This window comes from Paenibacillus sp. EB106-04-04-XG159 (assembly GCF_058791835.1).
On the sequence record NZ_JBYTDY010000023.1, the window covers coordinates 17,878 to 42,745 of the forward strand.

Here is a 24,868-nt window from a genome sequence, read left to right on the forward strand (position 1 = left end):
ACGACATTAAGTGTGTCAATTCACAATTAGTAAAAAAAGAAGTGCGCCTTAATAGGCGCACTTCCGATACCGACCGAGTTAGTCGGAGATTATGATTTCTTCTCTGGATCTTCAGGCTTCACTTCGTCCACAGCATTGGCAGACTCATCAGCCTTCGAATCCTTAGGCTCCTCAACAGGTGCTTGCTCTGTTTCATTCGTAACAGGACCTGCCTCGGAATGATCAGTTGGAGTCGGTTGACTGTCCTTGTCCCAAGGTGTCGGACCTAACTTCTCTGACTTTCCAACCAGATTCACCTTCACATCCCCTGAAGTTTTCACTTCAACAGAGTTCAGTACATCTACTTTAGGTTCAGCCTTGCTCTCTTTCTGTTCCTTCAGAATGCTTGGAACGAAACCTTCGAGCGAGCCGTTCTTAATGAGATGTTCAATCTGTTCGATCTCAAGCGTTTCTTCTTCAAGAAGCGTATTCGCAATGAGATGCATTTCTCTCTCGTGCTTCTTCAGCAATTCGCGAGCGCGATCATAGCAAGCGCCGATCATGCTCTGCATCTCTTGGTCGATCTCATAAGCAATCGCGTCAGAGTAATTCTGCTCATGACCGAGGTCACGACCAAGGAATACTTCCCCTTGACGGCTTCCGAACTGCAGCGGTCCGAGTCTGTCGCTCATACCGTATTCCATAATCATGCTGCGAATGATCCGAGTAGCTTGTTGGAAGTCGCTGTATGCGCCTGTTCCAATCTCGCCGATATAGATCTCTTCCGCTACGCGTCCGCCGAGCAAGCCCGTTACTTGGTCCAGAAGCTCTTGCTTCGTAACCAGCATACGATCTTCCTTCGGCATCATGATCACATATCCGCCTGCTTTACCGCGAGGTACAATCGTAACCTTATGCACAGTCTGTGCATGCTCCAGGAAGTAACCAATGATCGTATGACCTGCTTCGTGGTAAGCGACGATGCGCTTCTCGCGATCGCTGATCATGCGGCTGCGTTTCTCCGTACCGACAATGATACGGTCAATCGCATCATCGATATCCTCCATGGTGATATCTTTATGATTCTTACGAGCAGCAAGGAGCGCCGCTTCGTTCAACAGGTTCTCAAGGTCTGCGCCTGTAAAGCCTGTTGTCCGCTTCGCAATAGTAGGCAAGTTAACGTTCGCATTAAGCGGTTTGTTGCGCGCATGTACTTTCAGTACAGCTTCGCGACCCTTTACGTCTGGGCGGTCAACCGTAATCTGACGGTCAAAGCGTCCTGGACGAAGAAGCGCTGGGTCAAGAATATCAGGGCGGTTTGTCGCGGCTATGATAATGATACCTTCATTAGCACCGAAACCGTCCATCTCAACCAGCAACTGGTTAAGCGTCTGCTCGCGCTCGTCATGGCCGCCGCCAAGACCGGCGCCGCGCTGACGACCTACCGCATCAATCTCGTCAATAAAGATAATACAAGGAGCATTCTTCTTCGCGTTCTCGAACAAGTCGCGTACACGCGATGCACCGACACCGACGAACATTTCAACGAAGTCGGAACCGGAAATGCTGAAGAATGGCACACCCGCTTCACCCGCAACTGCGCGAGCAAGGAGCGTCTTACCTGTCCCTGGAGGACCGTTCAACAGTACGCCCTTCGGAATGCGCGCGCCGAGAGCGGCAAACTTGCGATGGTCTTTAAGGAACTCAACGACCTCAACAAGCTCTTGCTTCTCTTCGTCTGCACCAGCAACATCTTCGAAGGTAATTCGCTTCTTCTCTTCATTATACAAACGGGCACGGCTCTTACCGAAGTTCATAACTTTGCCGCCGCCGCCCTGCGCTTGATTAAAGAAGAAGAAGAACAGGACAAACATAATGATTAAGGGTATGAACGAAGTGAGGAGCGTCAGCCACATGCTTGGCTCTTTCATCTTGTCATATTTCCACTGTAAATCAGGCTGACTGTCACTGATTTCCTTAATCTCTTGTACTACCGAGTCTGTATCCGGTATGTACGTCATAAATTGCAACGACTTGGCATCCTTCGGTAATTCTTTATACTTACCGACGACCAAGTAGGCTCGACCCTCATATTGCATCGTTAGTTCTTGTATATTGTTGGCTGCGAGCTCTTTGCGAAACTGGTCATATCTCGGGGTGTCAATGGCTTCATTGCCGCTTCCGATAAACTGAACAATGCCCACCACGACTAAAAAAAGAATCAGATAAAAACCAGAATTCTTGATGAACCGACTCATCCCCTACCTCCTCTCAAAGACACGAAATTATTGTATCATAGCACGTCTTACCATCTCAACTGACGAACTAGACTGTGAGGACATTCGTGCTCGAATATCTATTCTTCAGGCTCAGAATAAATTTCCGGCTTCAATACCCCAATATACGGAAGATTGCGGTAATATTCCGCATAATCAAGCCCATAACCTACGATAAATTCATCCGGCAGAACAAACCCTTTATAATCAGCTTCCATATTTACATCGCGGCGCGCTGGTTTATCGAACAAGGTAACCACTTTGATGGAGTTAGCCTTGCGTCCTTGAAGCACCTCAATGAGATAGCTGAGAGTAAGCCCTGTATCGATAATATCCTCTACAATCAGTACATCGCGACCTTCAACCGATACTTCGAGGTCTTTCACGATGCGGACTACACCAGAGGACTTGGTGGAGGCCCCGTAGCTGGATACCGCCATGAAGTCGAGTTCAAGTGGAACTTCGATGCGCTTCACGAGATCAGCCATGAAAATAAATGCGCCTTTCAAAATACAGATTACAAGCGGCTTCTTGCCAGCGTAATCCCGACTGAGCTCCTTACCAAGCTCATGAATACGGGCTTGAAGCTGTTCTTCACTAAATACTACCTTCTCAATGTCGTTATGCAATGATGGAACCTCCTAGAATAAATACTTGATGCTTATGATATCATCTCTACGTGCACCAGTGGCACTCAGAATATGAATTCAACATGGACGAACCTATGGCTACGATGTATTACGTTCGAAACCTCAGATGTTTTCACTGCTGCTTATTAAATCTGCAGTGACAACTCCAATACACGAACCGTCCTGTTTGTCACAAGCGACTGATCGGAGCGCCGCAGACCGGCGATCCATAACAATTGACCTGCTCCGTTTTCTATTAACGGAATGCTGTCACGCAGCGACGGAGGAATTTTGTAGTCAACGAACATATCTTGTACTTTTTTGCTTCCCTTTAATCCTTGCGGCCTCATACGATCACCCGGTCGGCGGGTTCTTACGATTATAGGCCATTCCAATTGATCCGCATCAAAAGCAGCATAGAACCGATTGTCTTGCGGTTCGCTATTCAGTTCAGGCACAGAGACAATTCGCCATGAGAGCGTGCCAATCATACCTGGGAGCGATGTCTGACCAGATGATGTCGGGTCGGATATGGTGAATTGGCTGTCCACATCACTGCTGTCCACATCAACCAATTGATGCTCCTGATCTGAATTTACCCATAATAGCTGATTGTATTCTCTTCGGAACTGCAAACCGCTGCCGATATCCGCTTTCCATGTGGTCGGCTCTTCGGCAAGCGCCTGCACGCGCATACGTTCAATCGTACTATACTCAGCCGCTTGATCCACGTTAGGCAACAGATAATTTAATATTAGTTTAATCAATCGGCGTTGTAAAGCAACATGTACCTTGCCGAACGTGTTTCTGTCCATTGCGCAACCGCTAAAGAAACGAAGTTTATATGACACATGCTGCCAACTCATATCTAGGTTGGCTTTATGAATATATGTATAAGGTTCCGCATGCTGCTGGATGCTGTTGTCCCAGCTGACTATATGTTGGTGATAATAGTCGACAGCCTGTTGTTCCAGCCACTCCTGTTCACTGCGAAGAACTTCAGCCGTCTGACCGATTGCATCAATGATTTGCGGATTCTCTTCTTCCAGCAGAGGCAGAATATCCATTCGGATCCGATTGCGTGTATAATCCCGCTTCTGATTACTGCTGTCTTCCGCATATGTAATGCCTTGGTTCGCGCATAGCTCCAATATCTCGCGCTTACGCATATGAAGCAGTGGACGAACGTATATGTATCCGGATTGTTCTCGAGACCATGACATCCCCGAGAGTCCCGCACTTCCTGAACCTCGGATCAGATGCATAAGAATTGTCTCCGCTTGATCATCCCCATGATGAGCCAGCGCAATCCGAGTCATTCCATATCGATCAGCCGTCTCTCGCAGGAAATCATAACGGAGTATTCGAGCGGCTGCCTGAGGATTAATTCCCTCGTGTTCCGCATAGCCCGGAGCATCCACGCGCTTCATTACAAATGGGATCCCCAGCCTAGCCGCTTCAGCTTCAACCATGCTCGCCTCTCTGTCAGACTCCTCCCCGCGGAATCCGTGATGAACGTGCGCCGCGACTAGTCGAAGCGGCTCCTTCGAGCTGCGGACTGATACTTCATGCAGCACATGTATCAGCAGCATCGAATCGGGACCGCCAGATACGGCAATGACAATGCCGTCGCCATTATGCCACAGCCCTTTCTGCAATGCTTGCTGGTTCACCCGCACCACATTCTCTATCCACATGCTTCGATCACGTTGTTCTGATCCTGACATGCTGTACGCCTCCACTGTATAACTCAATATGTATTCCTTACACTCTGCTGTATGATCTTAAACTTATCGTATCGCATTTTCTTCAAGCTTCAGCTTAGAACTAAAGAGCTCCAACCGCTATGCGTGATCGAAATTATTAGACCATACCATATATAACAACAGCAGTATCACCATCAGTAAAGACCCGATAAAGGAAACCTTCAGCCAACGCGGAGTTGGTCGAGACGGTCTCCCTGCACTGCGATATACAGTCTGGGCTATCTTCTGCCATTCAGCTAAAGCTTCATCTGTTGTCACAAAGGTTCCGTATATAGCTCGGTGCAGCCAATGATGATAGGGCCGCAGCTTAGAGCACCCGCGTATGATCTCCATCAGATCTTCCTGTTGCCGCACCTGCGGCAGCGAGTCCCGCACGCATTGCTTCAGCCGATCCTTCTGATATAAGTGTACCATTAGAACAGCATAGGCAAACAGATCATATCCAAAATCGGCCGACCGCAAACCCCCATTCCAATAGCCGCGGTCATACCATTCGGTGAATTGACGCACGCTGCTGCCAATACGTGTCAGTCCGCCGTAATCCACGAGCTCAGCTTCGCCGTCAGGGGTGACCAATACATTCTCAGCCTTGAGATCGCTGAATACCCATCCTGAGGCATGCAGCTCCGCTAACCTGCGCAGCAGCCTGCCGCCGACGACGCCGAACCAATCCAATCCCCGTCTGCCAAGGTACTCGGAAAGCGTCACACCCTGCACATATCGCATGACATAGAAAGGATAGCGAGTGCCGTCGATCTCTACATCGTCCGATTCGACAAGAAAAGGGCGGGCGCTTTGCCGCCCTGCCCCGCTCTTCATATGACGTCTTCCCTCTTCCAGGGAGGACAAGGCGTTAATCTCAGATTGGAATTCCACAGCATCCAATCCGAGCTTCATAGCGAATCCCCTGCCGCGCTCATTCGATGGCTGCGATTGGCTGCTCGCTCGCGTCACATAATAAACGACACCATTAGCGCCGCTTCCTAGTAACCTCTCAACCCGATATTTGTGTTTGTTCCATATACCCGTCACCACAGAGCCTACCTGAAGCGGTATCTTCTGAAGTAAGCTGTTATTAGACGATGTAGTCACTCCATATCCCATCCGTTCCGGTACTTTCGTGCCGAGGAGCAGCCAACAAAGAAGAGGAGCGCTCTTCCACTCGGTCACTTTCCTTTATTGTACTATCATTTTGATAATAGTCTACCACATGCAGCAGCGCAGGTCCCGTTGGAGTCGTTCCGCGCATCTGAATTCGTTGAAACAGCTTCTTAACTTTGCTCATATCTTCAACCCATGCCAAGTCCATCACAACCTGCTCATCACTATGGGCGCCTGGAAAATGAAATACCGCAAGCTCGCTCTTCCCCTGTCTGGCTTGCAGACTTAACATGAGATCGCGGATCGCTTCCTCAACTGCCGCCAGCTTCGGCTTCATACTGGCGCTTGCATCAATTACGAGCGCGACGCGAAGCGGCGAATGTTCCCCCATCTCGTCCATCGCTTGAACGATTTCCGAGCGTTCAGCAGGAGGCAAGTGCTCTAATGTGGACAATTCCCCCTCCTTGCCTAGTATGTGGCGAAGCTCCTGATTCACCGCTTGATGAATGGTATGCACCACCGTCTTGCGAGTCATCATCTGAATCGTCTGTGCGAGCTGACGCTGATTGACGATTCTGCTCATTCCGCCGCCCACGCGGGCAATATCCGCAATCTCTGCAGCTCCGTACTCACCTATCGCGCCTTCATCGACAATTCCGACTACATTTACAGTAATATTAGCTTCTCGCGCTTGCGCTGCAGCAATAGCAGGCTGAACGCCCACATTCGAACAACCGTCTGTGATCAACAAGATTTGTCGCAACATAATAAAGCCCTCCCTAATAATTGCCGCTAGAATATGATTCTAGTATGGCCCTATTAGAGAGGGTTTAATCGATAGGCTGCAAGTTTCACCTCTTCCATTATCTAATATGCAGTCCAAGTGGACTGTTAACTGACCGTCAGCGGCCGTTCCGTTCGTTCATGTCCCGTCCAGGGAATACTTGACCACTGCGGTAGATGGCGCTCAATTCTAGTGACGACTACCGTCATATCATCACAGATCTGACCTTGCGCATCGCGAATAACACTATCGAGCAATAGATCGGCCGCCTCCTGCGGATCATCCGTATCCATCTCTGATATAAGCCTCCTCATCCACATATCCCGGTTAACGACTGGCCCTGGCGAGTCATATACCCCGTCGCTCATCATAATGAGAAGGTCACCAGGCTTCATCGTCATATGAATGGCATCCACATCGATATCCTGCAGTATACCGAGTGGGAGATTGCCTGCAGATACGGCTTGCACCTCAATTCCACTTTTAATAAAGCTCGGTATAGATCCGTTCTTCAACAACGTCGTCTTGGCGCTGTACATATCGACGATCGCCAGATCAACGGTAGCGTATACTTCATCCGTCGAGCGCAGCATCAGAATTGAATTCACCGATTGAATGGCGAGATGCTCGTCCATCCCTGACTGCAGCAGCTGTGATAGAACATTTAAAGCTGTGCTGCTCTCCATGCTTGCCCGTTCTCCATTTCCCATTCCGTCCGATAATGCAATCACATACTTGCCTCCGCCCAGTTCAAGCGCATGCGTACTATCACCTGATAATAGCTCTCCTCCCTTTGCTGTTCCGGCTATTCCCACGCTGACATCGTAGGACTTGGCCGTCACGAATGTGGCGACACTCTCCATTCCATCCCCTATTCGCCTATCCTCTCTAACCGATATGTGCTCGCCTAATATGTCCGATAACAGCGGCGCAATCAGCTTGCGGCACTCATCATACCCTTCTGTAAAGGAATGAACGATCTCAATCTCCACATGTCCTTTATCCAATGACACAATATCCACCCGGTTAACGGATAAGCCCATGTCATCCATCGCTTGGCGAATCTGCTCTTCTTGAAGAAACATCTGCCTTCCTTCCCGTTTAATCTCCTTCGCTAAGTCATCCATTACTCGAGATACCCCTGCCAACTGCTCCGCTACGAATGATCGACTGTCATGCACCTGCTTCCTCCACTGCAGATCCTGCTTATAATGCGCATACTGATCGCGCATCTGCGCCAACACCTCCGGTATCTTCAAACATGCTGACTTCCAGTGTGGCGGAATTTGCTTCTCCTTAAAGTCCTGATTCTGCTCCAGCGCAGTCATCATGTCGGTCATCCACGTGATCGTTTGCAGGTATTTTCCGTTCCAGCAAGCCTGACGCCGCGGGCAGGCAGCGCAGGTCTTCTTCGAGACCGACTCTAAAAATAAGTTGAGATCCTCCTCCTTGCGTTTTAATTCTCCTGTCCCTGCCATCTGTCCAAAGCTGCGCGAGAGCTGATGAAACAGCTCAGAGAACTGTGTCACCCGATCCGCAGTCATATCTCGGACACGCTTCGCATAATCTTGTTGAGACTTCGTATGCTCATTCGTTCCAGGTATATACTTCGCGAGTGTCTCTACCATCGAACGAGGGGTTAGTATAAATAACGCGGCGGCGACGATCGTCTCCCATGTCGAGGCCAGCATCAGTTCGGTCGGTCCCAAGTAGACCGATAGAATGGCAGTCCCTAACAGCATGCCGAAGGCTACTGCAAAGTGCTTCCCTTCGCGCATCAATCCAGCGAGGAGTCCAGCAAAGGCGAGCATGCTCATCTGCAGCATCGATCCCGGCTGCGCAAAGCTTAGAATAAGTCCAAGGATGACCCCGACCGAGGCGCCTAGCGGCGCACCGCCTACGAAAGCGAACAGCATGACGAGATAGCGCGAGAGTATATGATCCACCTGCAAGCCTTGCACGCTCCAGCCGACCGCCCCTGTCATCATCGAAGCCAGCAGAATCATCAGGCATATGAGCTCTTCCATTCGCAGGGAATTGTTGCGTTTGTTCAGCATCAGTACTGGCAGCGCGTGGACAAACACAAGCGTCAGCATGAACCCGAGCACCGCATCTGTTACGTCCATCAATACGGCATACCAGGTAACCTCTGAACCCATTATCGTCACAAATAGATGAACTGCTAGATTCGCGATAAATACCATAAACGGCGCATAGTTCATCTCCGATCGTTCAAAGGCTTGCAACCCTCGCTGCATCAAGATAATGAGCAAAAGCTGTGCGCCGATCATGACAGTCGTGGGTTCTGAGGCAAATAAGCTGCCCGCCAGAATAACTGTCCCTGTCCAGACTGCTAGATCGCGCCTAGTAAAATACATAACAGCAAAGAATGCAGCTGCAAAAGGAAATAAATCGTCCAAGATGACAGCTCGTCCGAGCAAGAATCCGATGGCCATAAATAATAGGGTCCATTTCCGTGTCCCGATCAGCTGCTTAAAACGATCAAACCGCCACCGTTTCGTTTTGCTTGCAGCCATGGCAGCTGCCTCTTCTTGCAACCCTTCATACCATACCTGTCTCGGAAACGGAATAATCTTAGCCTTGTTCATCTACCAAGCACCACCTATTCTCTTAATTCGTGTGCCTCTCATTATAGGAGCTAGAGTTGGAAACGTTTGTCAGAACTTCGTATCACTTTACAAAAAGTTTCCGACAGGTATTGAGGCTCGTACAAACGGAGCTCGAATGAACGCAACCCATTGACTGGACAAGGTTTGATGGAGTTCGGACTGGGTTTAACTGTCAGATTATAGTTGTACTCCCTATATCGATTCGAGCCCATTCCCTTGCAAACGCACCGTGAAGGTTGCTTATTGGGGGTGGTTCCTGTCGCAACTCTTTTTTCAGCCGACAATTGCGCGTGTAACCAAGAAATGAAACGCATCTTCCGCCACACACTGCACCTGTGTTGGGTCTAGCTGACGAATCATGCACACTGATCGAAATTAGTAGCACTTGCGGAGCTATCTGTCGGAGATTCGGAGGATAACTGCGAGAAGCGCGTAACATAGCAAAAAAACCGTATCGTGGTGTATATCCACCACGATACGGCTCTATATAATCGTATATCAATTCCCTATTAGACTCGACGAGCGCCGCGTCCACCGCGCTTGCCTTCCGTATTCTTCTTAAGCGATGAGATCCGTTCCTCGCTGTCCTTCAGGAAGCGTGACATTTTATCCTCAAAAGAAGGGGTATTGTACGAAGATCTTCCTCTTCCGCGATCTCGATTCCCAAACCCAGGTCTACCGCCACTATCTCTTCCGCCACTCGGACGATCCTGACGATCCTGACGATCCGGACGATCCGGACGATCCTGACGGTCCGGTCGAGGAGCTCTTGGCGGGCGCTGCTCCGATGCAGGTCTATCCACCGCTTGCTTGATAGACAAGCCGATCTTGCCGTCTTTGTCGACGTTAATAACTTTGACAGTGACTACATCGTCAATCTTCAAATGGTCATTGACGTCTTTGACGTAGTTGTCGGCAATCTCTGAGATGTGAACTAGTCCTGTGACACCTCCCGACAGATCAACGAACGCTCCGAAATGCGTAATGCCTGTCACTTTGCCTTCTAACTTGGTGCCCACTTCAATTGTCATAGAATAAAACGTTCCTCCCTTAGAATGTTAAACCGTACATTGCTCGAAAAACGTGAACACCGCAGCGTTCGGATGTTCGGTCACCGACTGCTGCGACGAGGACATATTCCCTATGCAAAGTACTGCTTATGTCGTGATTATACTGTAACAGCGCGGGGTTGGTCAACTGATCGCTGTCCCATAATGCAGCCTATTCTTCTTGCTTGCGAATAAACCGCTCATCCGGAAGCTTCATCCCGCGACTGCGTGCGATTTGTAAAATATACTCTGTTGTATCTAATTTGTCGACCTCTTCTTGAAGATTGTCGCGTATTTCCAGCGCTTCCTTATGTTCCTGACTGCGCGCCTGTTGCTCCTGCTCCAGATCCTGCATCGTAAACATCTGGCTGACATAAGTGTACCCGCCCCAACACAAGAATACGCATATAAACAACAGCCACAGCTGAAGCCGTCGCTTCATCCCTTTGCGAACGGTTGCGTTCAACTTCTCAGTATTCCTATTCGCTTCAACGGATCTTGTTCTTGCTTGGACACTAGCCATGTTCGGGTACCTCCTTCTTTCCAGATTCAGTTCGTCTTATCGGGCGGACGTTTAAACCAGCCTAATACCTTGCGGTATAAGCCGACACAACGTATCTTAACCCGATTCCATCTCGTTGAAACCGAGCGAGCCGCACGCAGTATCCTATCTCGGGCTCGTGTGATCTTCGCTGTCATCTGCCAACGGTTCCACAGCGGCATAATTAACGGTGATAGCATCCATCGTACAAGCCGCCACAATGGATGAGCCAATTTTAACACAAATTTTAGGATGAACATAGCCGCTTTTCCTATAAAACGGACGGTTGACCACAAAAATAGGATTAAAGTCTTAGTCGGCAGTACAAGCACGACATAACAAACCCGAAGGAGGAATCGTACGATTGCTTTGAACATCTTGACGATCCAAGTCGTCAATGTGATTGTCACACGACTGAGCAATATATAATATAGCCAAGCTCCAAGCGCCAGTCCCAAAAATACATAGAACCTTAATTCTCCCTGGTTGCCTTTCACGAGCAGCTGGAACACGAACCAAGTCGCTGTGAGCCAATACACGATATCGAAGCATGGCAGTGTCCACCGTGGAAAGCCCAGCTGTTGCGCTACAACACGATAGCTGTCGTATGCTATTCCCAGCGCTAAACCGCTAAACAGCATCAACAGCACCGTCATCCACTGTGCGTACAGATCGAGATGGGTCACTTGAACAACTTCCCGAAGAAGTTCTTGGATGTCTTCTGCTGATTGGCGTCAAGGTAAGTTAAGGAGTTCACCATGCCCTCAATCGCAACGAGCCCCTGCTCTAGGCTCAGATTCTTGATGTGCAGGTTTTGACCGCGAATCGTAAGGAACCCGCACTCCGTTTCCAATAGAAACTCCTCGCTGTCGAAGCTTTCCACACTGCTCACGCCGCTAATCTCCAGAACTTTTCGATTCATCATCTTGATTTCTTGACGCTTGGCCGGTTTATTCGTTTCGTACATAGCCTGTACCCCTCCTTCTCCTCACTAGATTATGAGAGAGTGGTACAAGTTTAGAACCAGTTCTTCACCTGCTGTGCCGGCTTATCGATTGTCGATCTTCTCCGGATACATATCATGCTGGAACAGACGGTTACGGGCCATATCTTCGTAGACGGTCCCCGGACGTCCGTAATTGCAGTACGGATCGATAGAGATGCCGCCGCGAGGGGTAAATTTCCCCCACACCTCGACATAGCGCGGATCAAGAAGCGCGATCAGGTCATTCATGATGATATTGACACAGTCTTCATGAAAATCCCCTTGATTGCGGAAGCTGAACAAGTATAGCTTGAGCGACTTGCTCTCTACACATTTTTCATCCGCAATATAGCTGATGTAGATCGTTGCAAAGTCCGGCTGCCCGGTTATTGGGCACAAGCTCGTGAATTCAGGACAATTGAATTTTATAAAATAATCGCGGTTCGGGTGCTTGTTCGGAAAGGACTCCAGCACCTCCGGTGCGTATGTCGATTTATAAGTCGTATGCTGACCAAGATGAGTCAGCGGCAATTCAGCTTCTGTACGCCCTGCCATTATACTCAGCTCCTCTAAGTTTGGTGTTTATGATATACAGTCGTATCTGCTTCGATCGATGAAGGGTTACACCCCGCGCTTATTCCCCCATACGAGTGTGTGCAGCTGCGGCAGCACTCGACAATCGCTTAGACGGGAATCTTGGTTAGATGCGTCGATCAACCATTCATAGCGGCGCAGCAGCCCAAGAGCCAATTCATGATCATCGCTCGAGTGGATGTCCGCATTGCCCGTCTGCAAGAAGAACGGCACTGCGGGATATCGCTCATGCAATGCGGCAGCATACTGCAGGTCCATCTCATCGAAGATGACCACTTTCAGATTCATGCTGCTGCCGTTGGATACGAGCTCCGCAAGCAGGTAATCAAGCTGCGCATAGTCGGTCTCCATGCCTGAGCTTGGCGGCTTCGGAGAAACGGTGACGTCGTCTACACGCTTGAGCCAATCTTGCCAGCGCGAGCCTTGGGTCTCCACCGCGGTGCGAACTCCCTGCGCTCGCAGCTGTTCGACCAAGGGGCCAAGCTGCGGCAATAGCGCAGGGTTGCCTCCCGATAAAGTGACGTGCGCGAGTCTCCCCTGCGCGAGCCGCTGCAGCTCATCTATGATGGCGTCCGCCGTCATGAGGCGGATATCCTTCTTGCTGCTGCCGTCCCATGTGAAGGCAGAGTCGCACCAGCTGCAGCGGTAATCGCAGCCAGCCGTGCGCACGAACATCGTCTTCTGCCCGACCAGCATTCCTTCCCCTTGGACGGTCGGGCCGAATATCTCCAGCACCGGAATAGGTGCTGGATTCGCAGCGCGCGTACTCATTCGACCATCCACTCCCGTCTCGCCTCAGCGTAGCTGGTTGGCGTTTCATAGAGTCGGACGAATTCGGTGCGCGCACCTTCGCAGGCCTGCGCGTATACAGGCTCCTGCAGCGCCGCTTCCAGCTGCTCGAACAGCCACACGACCATATTTTCCGCAGTGGTGTTCATGTTTGGCAAGCTTTCGTTCAGATACCGATGATCGAGATAGGGCTCGATCCGGTCTTTCCATATTGTCTTTATATCGCCAAAGTCGAGCGCAAGCCCGATCTCATTCACATATCCGCTGATACCTAACACGACGCGGTACGTATGTCCGTGCAGATTCTTGCACTTTCCGTCGTAGGCATGCAGATGATGGGCTGCGTCAAACGTAAATTCCTTGCTCACGAGCACCCGCTTGCGATGATATCGCAGCTCATGGTGCTGAATGTCCTGATTGTACTGCTGCAGGCGCTCTACGATGCGGTATGGTCCAGGCTGTCTCATGACTGTATCCCTTCCTGTTCCACATCTGATGCTGAAGATGCTGAAGCCGAGTCGCGTTCGCTCAAGTACTGCTCCAGCCCCGCGCGGCGCAGCTTGCAGGCCGGACATTCGCCGCAGCCGTCTCCAGGCAGGCCATTGTAGCAGGTAACCGTCTTCTCGCGCACGAAGTCCAGCGCCCCAAGCTCGTCAGCCAGCTTCCATGTCTCCGCCTTGTTCAGCCACATCAGCGGCGTATGCAGGACGAAGCCGAAGTCCATCGCCAGATTCAGCGTCACATTGAGCGACTTCACGAATACGTCACGGCAATCCGGGTATCCGCTGAAGTCGGTCTCGCACACGCCAACTACAATATGACGCGCGCCCGCTTGCTTGGCATAGATGGCTGCGAAGGTGAAGAATACCATGTTCCGCCCTTCGACAAATGTATTCGGGACCTGGCCTTCCTCATGCTCAATGGCTACATCGCTGCGCGTGAGCGCATTCGGCGCTAACTGGTTTAGCAGGGCCATGTCGAGAATTCGGTGCGGCACTCCAAGCTCGGCAGCTATTCGCGCTGCATGGTCGAGCTCTGTGCGATGGCGCTGTCCATAGTCGAACGAGATTGCTTCGACTTCCTTGAACTCCTTCAGTGCCCACCATAAGCAGGTGGTGCTGTCTTGACCGCCGCTGAATACGACGATCGCTTTCTCTTGTTGATTCATGTGTCTCATCCTTTCTATTCCCTCGATCGGTGAAAGGCAGACCGTGTTATGAAGATGACTGCCGCACGACATAAAAAGGGACGCGAATTGCTCGCATCCCTTGGCTTATCTTCAAATGCAGCACGAAAAAAACGGTAACGTAATTCAGAACTGTTCCGTGCTGTTGGCCTAGTTTTTTATAGAGGGAGGGTTGCGAACCTCTCCCGCGTCCGATGAACGCGGAATCGATGAAGTTGTCGGATGTTATTATATCACATAAATGTTCATGATATCATTGTCACAATCTAACTGTTACGTGACCGCCCTCACTCTAACTCATACTCTAGCTCGTACTTTGTACAACAATCCGCACGTCAGCATCTACACAGCTTCTCTAAGCATTACATAAAAACAACCGTGCCACTGCATTCCTGCAGCAACACGGTTGTATGTACATTCTTTATTACCATCCAAAGTCATCTTGCTTCGGAATCGGTTCTTCTCGGAGCAGCGTATACATGCCTGCGGCCTCGTCCTTCTTCGTCGTCTCTTGAAGACGTTCGACACGGACGGTAACGAGCTTCTGTCCGAACTGCACGGTGATCTCGTCTCCGACCTTCACTGTGCTGCTTGGCTTCGCCTCGCGGCCGTTCAACACAACGCGCCCCTGACCGGACACATCCTTAGCAACTGTACGCCGCTTGATGAGTCGCGATACTTTCAAGAACTTGTCGAGTCGCATTATTTTACAGCTTCTTTAAGCTTGTTGCCCGCTTTGAAAGCAGGAATAGTGGACTCAGGAATTTCGATTGTGTTGCCTGTTTGCGGGTTGCGACCTGTGCGGCCAGCGCGTTTGCGAGTTTCAAATGTGCCGAAGCCGATCAATTGAACTTTGTCGCCGCTAACGAGCGCGTCAGTTACTTCACCGAAGAAACCGTTCAATACTGTTTCTACGTCTTTCTTAGTCATACCGCTTTTCTCAGAAATGTTGTTGATCAGATCTGTTTTGTTCATGTCTATTGGCCTCCCAATTCTCTTAAATACTCCTAGAGCTTATATGGCTAGGTAAGGTCGGTTCTACCGTTTGTAACCCACTGCCACGGAATACGTTCGCTGTATGTATTCTTGCTTTGTGTGTAAATTCCTTCTCGAGCGCGGCACTTTTTCAAAATTTGACGAAAAATAGGGAATAAGGCCGCCATTCGCCGGAGATAAGACCTACAAACCTACAGCCGTTTCGCTTCCTGCCACCATTGCTCCATTTCTAGTAAGTCAGTTTGGTCAAAAGATTTGCCGTTTATACGAAGTTGCTCTTCAATATATCGGAAACGCTTCACAAATTTGCGATTGGTCATCGTAAGAGCCTCCTCCGGATCAGCGCTTATAAAGCGCGATACGTTTACGGCTGCAAACAGAAGATCACCAAGCTCCTCTTGCGCCGCAAGGACTGAGTCTACCTCTCCCGCCTTTGTTCCGCAAGCTTTGACCGCCTCCTGCAATTCTTGCAATTCTTCTGCCACTTTGTCAAGTACATCTTCCACACGATCCCAATCAAATCCAACCTTGGCAGCTTTTTTCTGCAATTTATAGGCTTTCATCAGAGCTGGAAGATCACGCGGCACGCCATCTAGTACGGAAGTGCGCTCATTCGTCATCCCTTTAAGCCGCTTCTCTTCTGCCTTCATCTGCTCCCAATTACCTAGTGCAGACTGCGCATCCTCTGCATGTCGATCTCCAAATACATGCGGATGGCGGAATATCAGCTTATCATTCAGCCCTTGAATCACATCATAAACGTTAAAGGCTCCCGCTTCATCTTCCATCTGCGAATGCAGCATAATCTGCATGAGCAGGTCGCCGAGCTCCTCCTGCATCGCAGTAGGATCGTCGTCATCAATCGTTTCCAGCACCTCATACGTTTCTTCGATCAAGTTCTTCCGGATCGACTGGTGTGTCTGCTCTTGATCCCACGGGCAACCTCCTGGGCTGCGCAGTATGTTGACGATCTCCTTCAGCTTGGCAAATGTCCGATGGTGAACACGCTGGCTGTCGGTTTTTGGCACCCATATCAGCGATAGATTTCCGTACCCTTCGATGTGATCCAGCTCATGCAGCGGGATTCGCACGATTCGCTCTAGACTCGGGATGCCGAGAGCGTGTCCAACAACGATCTCATAGTCATCGGGGTACAATTCCATCAAGCCCAGCTTGACGTCTGAAGCCGTGAATACGTCATAGACTTGTCCGATAACGGTGTTCAGCTGGGGAGACAATACGGCAGCGGTTACTTGGGAAGAATCGATCAATTGGAACCCATCGATCGGGTCGAATCCCAAGCGGATAAATGCTTGATCCAAGAAGCTCTCTCCGCCTAATATTTGCAGCTCTACCCCCGCTTCCGAGCAGCGTTCCTTCAGCAGGCTGACCGTCGATTCTGCAACCATCGGGTGCCCCGGAACGGCATAGATGATGTTCTCCTCCGGCAGCTCCCGCGCCTTCTCAAGCAGGCGGCGCGCGATCTCGTCATATACCTCTGGGAAGCTGTCATGCGCCTCATAGACGCTGTCGAACGTGGTGTAGCGAATCTGATGATCGCGCAGGAATTCCATTACCGGATGGTGCTCTGTGCGGACATATAGATGCTTAGCATCCTGCAGCAGCTGCCAGATACCAAGCGTGAGTTGAGTGTGATCGCCGGTTCCTAAGCCGACGACCGTCAGTTGACCGTTCATTGTATAAGCCTCCTATGGCGAAATCGATGTGATGTGAAGCCTAATTACTTAGAACGCGCCCAGCGGGCGGCCAGCGCGGCTAAGCGCGGGCCAATGCGCGGCACGGCGGCCCATTCCTCTGGCCGCACGATCTGAAGCCGCGCCGCGAGCGCTGCGAACAGCAGCGCGCCGAGCGGCACAGCCGCAAGCGTGGCGGCCAGCGCGCCCAAGCGGCCGCCTAATGGGGCGAATGCGGCGGCGATGAGCCATGCCGCGAGCCCCATGCCGGCGAGCGCCACAGCCAGGCGCAGCGGGCGCTGGAGCCATGCCGCGGCTGGCAGGCCGCCGTAGCGCGCCAATGCGCGGCTGTTAAGCCACGCCGCGGCAGTGAGCGCCGCCAGCCCCGACACGGCGGCGCCGTTAATGCCCCACATCGGCACGAGCGCGATGTTGAGGGCAATCTTGACTGCGGACGCCGCCAGCAGATTGAACGCTGGCGCCCGCAGTATGCCGACACCTTGCAGCATGGCGGTAGATACCGCCTGCACGGTGCCGGCCAAAGCCGTGCACGACACGAGCACGAAGGTCATCGTGCCCCTGTCGTCTGTGTACAGCGCCGTGTTGATCGGCCGGGCCAGCACAGCCAGGCCCACCGCAGCGGCGCTGCCAACGATCCAGGCCGTGCGCATCGCACCGGCCATGGTCGCGTACAGCTTCGTCTCCGCGCCGACGCGCTTCGCCTCCGCCAGTGCAGGCACGAGGCCGACCGCAAGCGAGGTCGCCACCATCGTGACAAGCTGCACCAGCGGCAATGCGCGGCTGTACACGCCAAACTCCACCATCGACTCCGCTTCCGTCAATCCAGATGCCGTCATTAAGCGCGGCACAGTAAAGACGTCCACTACGTTAACGAACGGTACTACAATCGCGCCGAGACAGATCGGGAGCGCCGTCCGTGCCAGTCGTTTCATCCAGTAGCCTTTACTCTTAACAGGATGATCACTCGATGCATCCTTAAGCCGTTCTACACCTTCTACCCGATCACGCTTGTGTTGTCGACCAAGGAGCGGCAATAGAATGAGCAGTCCGCATATACCGCCAGCAAATGAGCCGAAGGTAGCTCCAGCGGCAATCTGCTCATCGGCAGCCCCCTGCTTCGTCAACAAAACCAGCAGAACAATCATCACCGTAACTCGTGCAAATTGTTCCACCACCTGCGATACAGCTGTAGATACCATGTCGCCGCGTCCTTGCGAATAGCCGCGCAGCACCGCTGTTACCGGCACTACGAGCAGCGCGAAGGAAGAAGCCTGTATAGCGCTCGTCGTGAGTGAATTGCCGATCCAACGCGCTATGTCTGCCGAACCCGCATACATCAAGACAAAGCCAATAACACCACTCAGCCCCATCAAGAGGCAGCCTGCTTTCGTCATCTGAACAACACTGCGGTTATCCCCCAGTATTTCCAGCTCGGCAACAAGTCTTGCAACAGCAATAGGTATACCTGCTGATGCAATTGCTGTTAACAATACATAAAACGGGTATACCGTGTTATAAATACCAAATACGCCGTCTCCGCCAATATTTTGCAGCGGTATCTTCTGAATCGTACCCAGCAGCTTGGAGATGACAGTAGCCAACCCAAGCAAGAGCGCGCCATGTACGACTTGATTCGCGGCGCGCAGTTTACGCTCTGTCATTATCCACCACGCCTATCCGTTATCCTCTGCATATCGTCCCGTATTATAACACAACGCTTCAGCTTGTTTCACTCCAGCTCATATAGGTTAACGCTTGAGAATTGTTTGTCTGATGGCCTGCTAAGCAGCTCACGACTGAAATACACAAAAACTCCTTGTCCCTCAACATGTATGCGCACTACCGCACACCTGTATCAGGCAAGGAGTCTTTAGTAAGTAATAGGCTTTATTGTTCCATCTGCTTGCCAAGGAAGCCAGCAGCAGTCTCGGACATTTTTTGTTCCATGATTCCCATCTTAACGCTCTCGTCTTTGTTTAGCATAACGACTGTTCCGATTGGGTCTCCACCAGCAATGATTGGCGCAACTACGAAGGATGACAATGTTTCTGCGTTGTCTTTAACAATTTCATAAGAATTTGTGTTTGTTTCAACAACAGTTTTACGGTTGTCCATGCAGTTTTCGAGCAGCATGCCAATTGATTTATCCAGCATTTCTTTCTTGGATCCGCCAGCTACAGCAATTATAGAATCGCGGTCAGTAATTAGTGTGATGTTGCCTGTGCTTTCATACAACGATTCAGCGTATTCTTTTGCGAAGTCTCCCAATTCTCCGATCGGGGAGTATTTCTTCAAAATAATTTCACCGTCGCGATCAACGAAGATCTCAAGAGGATCTCCTTCACGGATGCGCAGTGTGCGGCGAATCTCCTTAGGGATAACTACACGACCAAGGTCATCAATACGACGGACAATACCAGTTGCTTTCATGTTAAGTTGCTCCACCTTCCATTGCTTATTTTGAGGATTGTTGAATTATCTGCGAAAAGGAGCGTGTCAGTTAAAAATGTTAAACTGACCATAGTATTCATCTAGCCCCAAATTCTTATACATCTCCTATATACGCATGTAAGTCGTTTGAGTTGCAAAAAATATCAAAATTCGACACTTACCGACAAAATTAGTGCAAAATTTTTTAAGATGCAATCTTTTCATGCAACTTGTGTGGAATATACAGGGAATATGTAACGTTTTAACGGCACCTCTTTTTACCCGCTATTTTAGCATCTTACTTTTTCAGGCGGCTTATGTATAGACTTTTTCTTGTTTTTTACCAAATTTGCCCCATTTCACATTTTTTGCATACAAATGTACACTGCACACGTACATTTTGCGCTTTTTTATTGTCATTATACACTAGAATATCTATGGTTTGTCACAAAGCCATTGTTCTTAACCTAATATGCCCTATTCTTAACATTCACAGTTATCAACTATTCGCCTTATTTCAACAAAAAACGACCCCTCCGCCTGAAACAGCGCAAGGGGTCGTTTTCTTTATGCCTATAGTTTATTTCTTATCTTCTGCAGCAGGTGCTTTTTCATCAGCAGGCTTGTCCGTTTTATCTGAAGACTTATCCGTTCCTTCAGTTGTCGATTTGTCTGCTGGCTCTTCTTTCTCTACTTTTGGAAGGTTAATTTCCTTGATTACTTTCTTCTCAAGGTCCTCTTCCATAAACTTGTTCATCTTCTCAGATGCAGCAAGTGTCTTAAGCGTTTCCTTCTCTGCATCTGTCAGACCTTCAAACGTCTTCTCTGTACGTTTTTCCACTCGCATAATGTGGTAGCCGTATTGAGTCTTAATCGGATCCGAAATCGTGTTCAACGGAAGCGTTAGTGCTGCTTCTTTGAACTCTGTTACCCATTTGCCAACGGGTGTATCTTCATAAAGGCCGCCTGTGCTTGCGTTGCCATCATCCGAGTATTCTTTGGCAAGCGTTGCGAAGTCCTCCCCTTTATCCAAACGAGCTTTAACTTCATTTGCACGCTTAAGGGCATCTTCTTCTGTACGCTCTTTGCCTTCTTTGTCCTTGAAGCCGATCAAGATGTGACGAACAGATGCCGTTGTCATATCTCGCTTGTTCTTCTCGAACTGTGCCTTAACATCTTCGTCAGTTACTTGCTTATTAAAGCTGTCGACCACTGTTAGAATACGAGCCATATAGTTCGTTACATCTTCATCCGTCAGATTCTTCTCTTTAATCAATTTCTTGTATTCATCTTCGCCGAATTGTGCCTTCATATCTTTAAGCTGCTTCTCTGCTTTATTCTTGCCCTCTTTTTTGGATTCATCAGGTGCATTGGCAGCCAAGTACTCATATGCAATCTGCTGTTTCACAAAGTATTCACGGAAATCGTCCATTGCGAGTAATTGCTCATACTCCGGGTAAAAGAGCAGCATGCTTGCTAATTCTTTATCAAATTCCTGCTGCGTGATTTCACCACCCTCATAAGTGGCAACGACTGTATTATCGCCAGTCGCGTTCGTATCATCTTTCTTGCCGCAGCCCGCCATAACTGTAACCGTCAGTATTAGCGTTAGCGCTACGATAATTCCTTTCCAGGAACGTCTTTTATTACTTTGCAACATTTTGCAATTCTCCCTTCGATTTAATCGCATCTTTCGCCCCTTGCATCAGTTGCTCCAGCTTCATCAATAGATTCATCGCATCGTAACCCCGCGCATTCAACTTTATTGGACCGTTTGCTTGGCGATCGATCGAGAATCTCTTGTCAATGTTAGCTGCAATTGCAGCTAACTTCTTGCGATCTAAACGTGACTCTGCAAGTGGATGAACCTTTAGCGACACATCATCACCACGCTGAGTTAGGGCCTCAATCCCATACTGCTTCGCGTACCATTTCAGTCGCGATACAGCTAGCAGCTGCAGCACTGCGAGCGGTGGTTCTCCAAAGCGGTCGATCAGCTCATCACGCAGCTCTTCCACTTCTTCCAACGACCCGAGACTGGCTACTTTTTTATATATTTCAATCTTCTGAATACTATCATAAATATAATCCGCCGGCAAATAAGCATCGATATTCAGGTCGATAAGCGTGTTCCATTCCTGTGCATCCTCTGTTACGACACCGTCTAGTTCAGCCTTGCGTTTCGATATTTCATCCGACAACATCTGAGAGTATAGATCAAACCCGACAGACGCAATAAATCCATGCTGCTCTGATCCCAGCAGGTTCCCTGCTCCACGAATAGACAGGTCGCGCATCGCAATCTTAAAGCCTGATCCCAGCTCCGTGAATTCCTTAATGGCTTGAAGTCGTTTCTCTGCTATTTCATTCAGCACTTTATCACGCTGGTACGTAAAGTAGGCATAAGCGATCCGATTGGAGCGACCTACTCGTCCTCTCAATTGGTAAAGCTGAGACAAGCCCATCTTGTCCGCATCATGTACGATCAGTGTGTTTACACTTGGAATATCGACGCCTGTCTCAATAATACTCGTACTAACTAGTACATCGTATTCTCCATCCAAGAAATCGAGTATTGCCCGTTCCAGCTCTTGCTCTGACATCTGACCGTGACCAACGGTCACGCGAGCTTCTGGCACAAGCGTCTTGATATGATCGGCTACTTGATGAATGCCTTGAACACGATTGTATAAATAATACACCTGACCTCCGCGAGCCAGCTCGCGCTCTACCGCTTCTCGAACTAGTGATTCACTGTGCTCCAGCACATACGTCTGCACAGGGAATCTATTCTCAGGCGGCGTTTCAATAACCGATAGGTCACGAACTCCGAGCATAGACATATGGAGAGTTCGAGGAATAGGCGTTGCGGTCAGCGTCAACACGTCGACATTCGTCTTAAGACGCTTGAGCTTCTCCTTATGGGTAACGCCGAATCGCTGCTCCTCATCGACGATAAGCAAGCCTAGGTCCTTGAACACGATATCCTGCGATAAGAGTCTATGTGTACCGATAACTACATCCACTAGGCCAGACTTTAGGCGTTTCATCGTCTCATTCTGTTCTTTACGCGTACGGAAACGGCTCAATACGCTAATGTTAAATGGATAATCCGCAAATCGCTCACGGAACGTCTCATAGTGCTGTTGAGCTAGAATCGTAGTCGGAACCAGAATCGCAACCTGCTTGCCTTCCATTACCGATTTGAAGGCGGCACGAATCGCAACCTCTGTCTTGCCGTAGCCGACATCACCGCATAATAAGCGGTCCATCGGACGCGGCAGCTCCATATCCTTCTTGATCTCATCGATCGCGCGTATCTGATCCCGCGTTTCGTGATACGGGAATAAGTCCTCAAACTCCTGCTGCTCAGGTGTATCCTTCTCGAAGGCGTAACCTGGAGATGTTTGACGCGCGGCGTAGAGCTTAATCAAGTCATCGGCAATGTCCTTGACCGACGCCTTGACCTTATTCTTAACTTTGGTCCACTCCGAGCCGCCAAGCTTATTAACTTTAGGCTCCTTCTCTTCTGAGCTGACATAACGCTGAATGAGATGCAGCTGATCTACAGGAACTGACAGCTTATCGCCGCCGGCATACAGAACATGCAAATAATCCTTATGAATTCCGTTGATCTCCAGTGTCCCGATTCCCATGTACTTGCCTATACCGTGATTCTGGTGGACGACGTAATCGCCGACTTTAAGCTCGGTATAGCTGCGAATACGTTCCGCATTATCGATCTTGGCATCAGAACGACGAGTCGTCTTCCGCTGCTTCGAGGAGAACATCTCCGACTCCGTGATGACAACCAGATGCACCGACGGCAGTTCAAATCCGCTCTGCAAGTTGCCATTCATAATCTTAGGCTCCGGAATCTGATAATCCTGAAGCACGCGACGAATACGTTCGACTCGCTCGTCACCGTTCGCCAATATTATGACGTTGGCGTTGCCTTTCTTCCAGCGCTCCATCTCAGACTTCAGCACGTTCATCTGACCGTGGAAGTTCTGCATCGCGCGGCACATGACATTCACGATGTTCTGCGGCTGGGTATGCGGTACTTGGCGCAGGAAGAGCGCCATAAACACGGTCTGGAATGGACGCTTGCCCATCGCTTCCTCTACTGTCTTGCCAAGCGAAAGCATCGGCAGTGACTTGCCGTGCTGCAGCAGATGCGTGTTCCATTCCGCCTCATCCCGCTCTAACTGCTTTGCTGTTTCCAATACGCGTGCAGGCTCATCTACCACAAGCAGTGTATCTTCAGGCATATAATCATATAAAGTGTGCTTCTCCGGATAGAGAAGCGACACGTATTTGTACATGTCATTAAAATACGTATGTCCGCGCAGTCGATCGATTTCCTGATGGATCTCCTGACGCAGCTTATCCTTCAGCTGACGATCACTCATCTTGGCCAGCTGCTCATCCAATCGCAGCACAGCTTCGTCTGCTGCGTGTGTGAATCTGGCCGAGTCAGCAATCATCTCCTTGGCAGGAGTAATGACAAGGCGTTCCAGCTTCTCTAACGAGCGCTGATCCGCCGGATCAAATGATCGAATGGAATCCACCATATCATCGAACCATTCCACTCGATAGGCCACATCAGATGTGTAGGGATATATATCGATAATCCCGCCGCGAACACTCATTTCCCCGCGTGATTCCACACGTTCGGTACGCTCATAGCCGAGCGCTATCATCCGCTCCAGGAATTGCTGCAGCGGAAACTCCTCATCTACAGCGATTGGCAGCTCAGCCTCCGCCATAATATTGCGCGCAGGCAAATAGCGCCGCAGCCCTGCATACGGCGTGACAACGATACCGCGGAATCCCTTAGCCAATCGAGTCAGCGCGTCGATTCGCTGTGCAATAACTTCTGGGCTGGATATAGCGGACTCCGCCGCTACCAGCTCATTAGCCGGATATAAGATGACCTGATCCGGAGCAAGGCATTCCTGTAAATCTTCTGCTACTTTTTGAGCGGAGAACATATTATGTGTAACGGCTAGCACCGGACGTTTGAGATCTTGCGACAGTGCAGCTATCATCACTTGACGTGCAGATCCAGATAGACCTGAGACGAGCTGCTCTTTCATCCCTGCGCGGATGCCCGCAGAGATAGACTCTATATCGCGTTCCGCGGATAATGCTTGCATAAGTGCGTTTAACAAGGATTGGCACCTCTTTCATACGAGTTCGGAAATAGTGAATTCCGAGGTGTTACGGAAAACCATGAATCTCACAAATTCGTGCAAGTCTCCTTAAGAGACTCAGCCTCATATCTTCATAACATAAACCTCTAACACGAAACCATCTGATGTGACGATTTCTGCTTAGAGGTTTACATGTATTATACCTTAGCTGACAAGAGCCGCGGTCACAAATAAGCCTCGGCATCTGAGCCAAGGCTGCCAT

21 protein-coding genes and 1 riboswitch are annotated in these 24,868 nt (G+C 50.0%); all 21 genes read right to left on the reverse strand.

The features are described 5' to 3' along the window. Window positions 1-89 precede the first annotated feature (89 nt). On the reverse strand, window positions 90-2,237 hold the full coding sequence (gene ftsH / locus AC3WTP_RS20870) for an ATP-dependent zinc metalloprotease FtsH (protein WP_492396568.1): 2,148 nt from the start codon (window positions 2,235-2,237) through the stop codon (window positions 90-92). A 98-nt stretch (window positions 2,238-2,335) separates the two neighbouring features. Further along, the gene (hpt, locus tag AC3WTP_RS20875) at window positions 2,336-2,884 is read right to left on the reverse strand and encodes a hypoxanthine phosphoribosyltransferase (protein WP_492396569.1); all 549 of its coding nucleotides are present in this window, start codon (window positions 2,882-2,884) and stop codon (window positions 2,336-2,338) included. 146 nt (window positions 2,885-3,030) lie between these two features. Beyond that, window positions 3,031-4,611, reverse strand: a complete 1,581-nt coding sequence (tilS, locus tag AC3WTP_RS20880; RefSeq protein ID WP_492396570.1) for a tRNA lysidine(34) synthetase TilS — start codon at window positions 4,609-4,611, stop codon at window positions 3,031-3,033. A 117-nt stretch (window positions 4,612-4,728) separates the two neighbouring features. Further along, window positions 4,729-5,742, reverse strand: coding sequence for a protein kinase domain-containing protein (locus AC3WTP_RS20885; RefSeq protein WP_492396571.1), 1,014 nt, complete (start codon window positions 5,740-5,742; stop codon window positions 4,729-4,731). After that, window positions 5,726-6,514, reverse strand: coding sequence for a vWA domain-containing protein (locus AC3WTP_RS20890; protein ID WP_492396612.1), 789 nt, complete (start codon window positions 6,512-6,514; stop codon window positions 5,726-5,728). The genes AC3WTP_RS20885 and AC3WTP_RS20890 overlap by 17 nt, the downstream gene beginning before the upstream one ends. A gap of 128 nt (window positions 6,515-6,642) precedes the next feature. Continuing rightward, a complete protein-coding gene (spoIIE, locus tag AC3WTP_RS20895; protein WP_492396572.1) occupies window positions 6,643-9,144 on the reverse strand; it encodes a stage II sporulation protein E in 2,502 nt (833 codons plus the stop codon). A gap of 530 nt (window positions 9,145-9,674) precedes the next feature. Continuing rightward, on the reverse strand, window positions 9,675-10,196 hold the full coding sequence (locus tag AC3WTP_RS20900) for a S1 domain-containing RNA-binding protein (RefSeq protein WP_492396573.1): 522 nt from the start codon (window positions 10,194-10,196) through the stop codon (window positions 9,675-9,677). Between the two features lie 190 nt (window positions 10,197-10,386). Further along, a complete protein-coding gene (locus AC3WTP_RS20905; protein ID WP_492396574.1) occupies window positions 10,387-10,737 on the reverse strand; it encodes an FtsB family cell division protein in 351 nt (116 codons plus the stop codon). 26 nt (window positions 10,738-10,763) lie between these two features. Further along, window positions 10,764-11,441 carry a spore cortex biosynthesis protein YabQ gene (gene yabQ, locus AC3WTP_RS20910; RefSeq protein WP_492396575.1) on the reverse strand — a complete coding sequence of 226 codons (678 nt, stop codon included), beginning with the start codon at window positions 11,439-11,441 and terminating at the stop codon, window positions 10,764-10,766. Further along, window positions 11,438-11,722 carry a sporulation protein YabP gene (gene yabP / locus AC3WTP_RS20915; protein WP_492396576.1) on the reverse strand — a complete coding sequence of 95 codons (285 nt, stop codon included), beginning with the start codon at window positions 11,720-11,722 and terminating at the stop codon, window positions 11,438-11,440. The genes yabQ and yabP overlap by 4 nt, the downstream gene beginning before the upstream one ends. Before the next feature lie 81 nt (window positions 11,723-11,803). Then, window positions 11,804-12,295 carry a preQ(1) synthase gene (queF, locus tag AC3WTP_RS20920; RefSeq protein ID WP_492396577.1) on the reverse strand — a complete coding sequence of 164 codons (492 nt, stop codon included), beginning with the start codon at window positions 12,293-12,295 and terminating at the stop codon, window positions 11,804-11,806. A 66-nt stretch (window positions 12,296-12,361) separates the two neighbouring features. Beyond that, window positions 12,362-13,105 (reverse strand): 7-carboxy-7-deazaguanine synthase QueE, encoded by a 744-nt coding sequence (gene queE, locus AC3WTP_RS20925; RefSeq protein WP_492396578.1) that lies wholly within the window; start codon window positions 13,103-13,105, stop codon window positions 12,362-12,364. After that, entirely contained in the window at window positions 13,102-13,590 is a 489-nt protein-coding gene (queD, locus tag AC3WTP_RS20930; protein WP_458570735.1) for a 6-carboxytetrahydropterin synthase QueD, read from the reverse strand. The genes queE and queD overlap by 4 nt, the downstream gene beginning before the upstream one ends. After that, window positions 13,587-14,291 (reverse strand): 7-cyano-7-deazaguanine synthase QueC, encoded by a 705-nt coding sequence (queC, locus tag AC3WTP_RS20935; RefSeq protein WP_492396579.1) that lies wholly within the window; start codon window positions 14,289-14,291, stop codon window positions 13,587-13,589. The genes queD and queC overlap by 4 nt, the downstream gene beginning before the upstream one ends. Before the next feature lie 162 nt (window positions 14,292-14,453). Next, window positions 14,454-14,498: riboswitch (PreQ1 riboswitch) on the reverse strand. Window positions 14,499-14,733: 235 nt separating this feature from the next. Then, window positions 14,734-15,012 (reverse strand): RNA-binding S4 domain-containing protein, encoded by a 279-nt coding sequence (locus AC3WTP_RS20940; protein ID WP_458570733.1) that lies wholly within the window; start codon window positions 15,010-15,012, stop codon window positions 14,734-14,736. Further along, window positions 15,012-15,284 carry an HU family DNA-binding protein gene (locus AC3WTP_RS20945; protein ID WP_492396580.1) on the reverse strand — a complete coding sequence of 91 codons (273 nt, stop codon included), beginning with the start codon at window positions 15,282-15,284 and terminating at the stop codon, window positions 15,012-15,014. The genes AC3WTP_RS20940 and AC3WTP_RS20945 overlap by 1 nt, the downstream gene beginning before the upstream one ends. Window positions 15,285-15,496: 212 nt before the next feature. Continuing rightward, a complete protein-coding gene (yabN, locus tag AC3WTP_RS20950) occupies window positions 15,497-17,002 on the reverse strand; it encodes a bifunctional methyltransferase/pyrophosphohydrolase YabN (RefSeq protein WP_492396581.1) in 1,506 nt (501 codons plus the stop codon). 44 nt (window positions 17,003-17,046) lie between these two features. Further along, the gene (locus tag AC3WTP_RS20955; RefSeq protein ID WP_492396582.1) at window positions 17,047-18,681 is read right to left on the reverse strand and encodes a putative polysaccharide biosynthesis protein; all 1,635 of its coding nucleotides are present in this window, start codon (window positions 18,679-18,681) and stop codon (window positions 17,047-17,049) included. Window positions 18,682-18,907: 226 nt separating this feature from the next. Continuing rightward, entirely contained in the window at window positions 18,908-19,450 is a 543-nt protein-coding gene (gene spoVT / locus AC3WTP_RS20960) for a stage V sporulation protein T (protein WP_492396583.1), read from the reverse strand. A 580-nt stretch (window positions 19,451-20,030) separates the two neighbouring features. Then, window positions 20,031-21,110: a peptidylprolyl isomerase gene (locus tag AC3WTP_RS20965; protein ID WP_492396584.1), complete on the reverse strand. Its 1,080-nt coding sequence runs from the start codon at window positions 21,108-21,110 to the stop codon at window positions 20,031-20,033. After that, window positions 21,097-24,624 carry a transcription-repair coupling factor gene (gene mfd / locus AC3WTP_RS20970; RefSeq protein ID WP_492396585.1) on the reverse strand — a complete coding sequence of 1,176 codons (3,528 nt, stop codon included), beginning with the start codon at window positions 24,622-24,624 and terminating at the stop codon, window positions 21,097-21,099. The genes AC3WTP_RS20965 and mfd overlap by 14 nt, the downstream gene beginning before the upstream one ends. Window positions 24,625-24,868 lie beyond the last annotated feature (244 nt).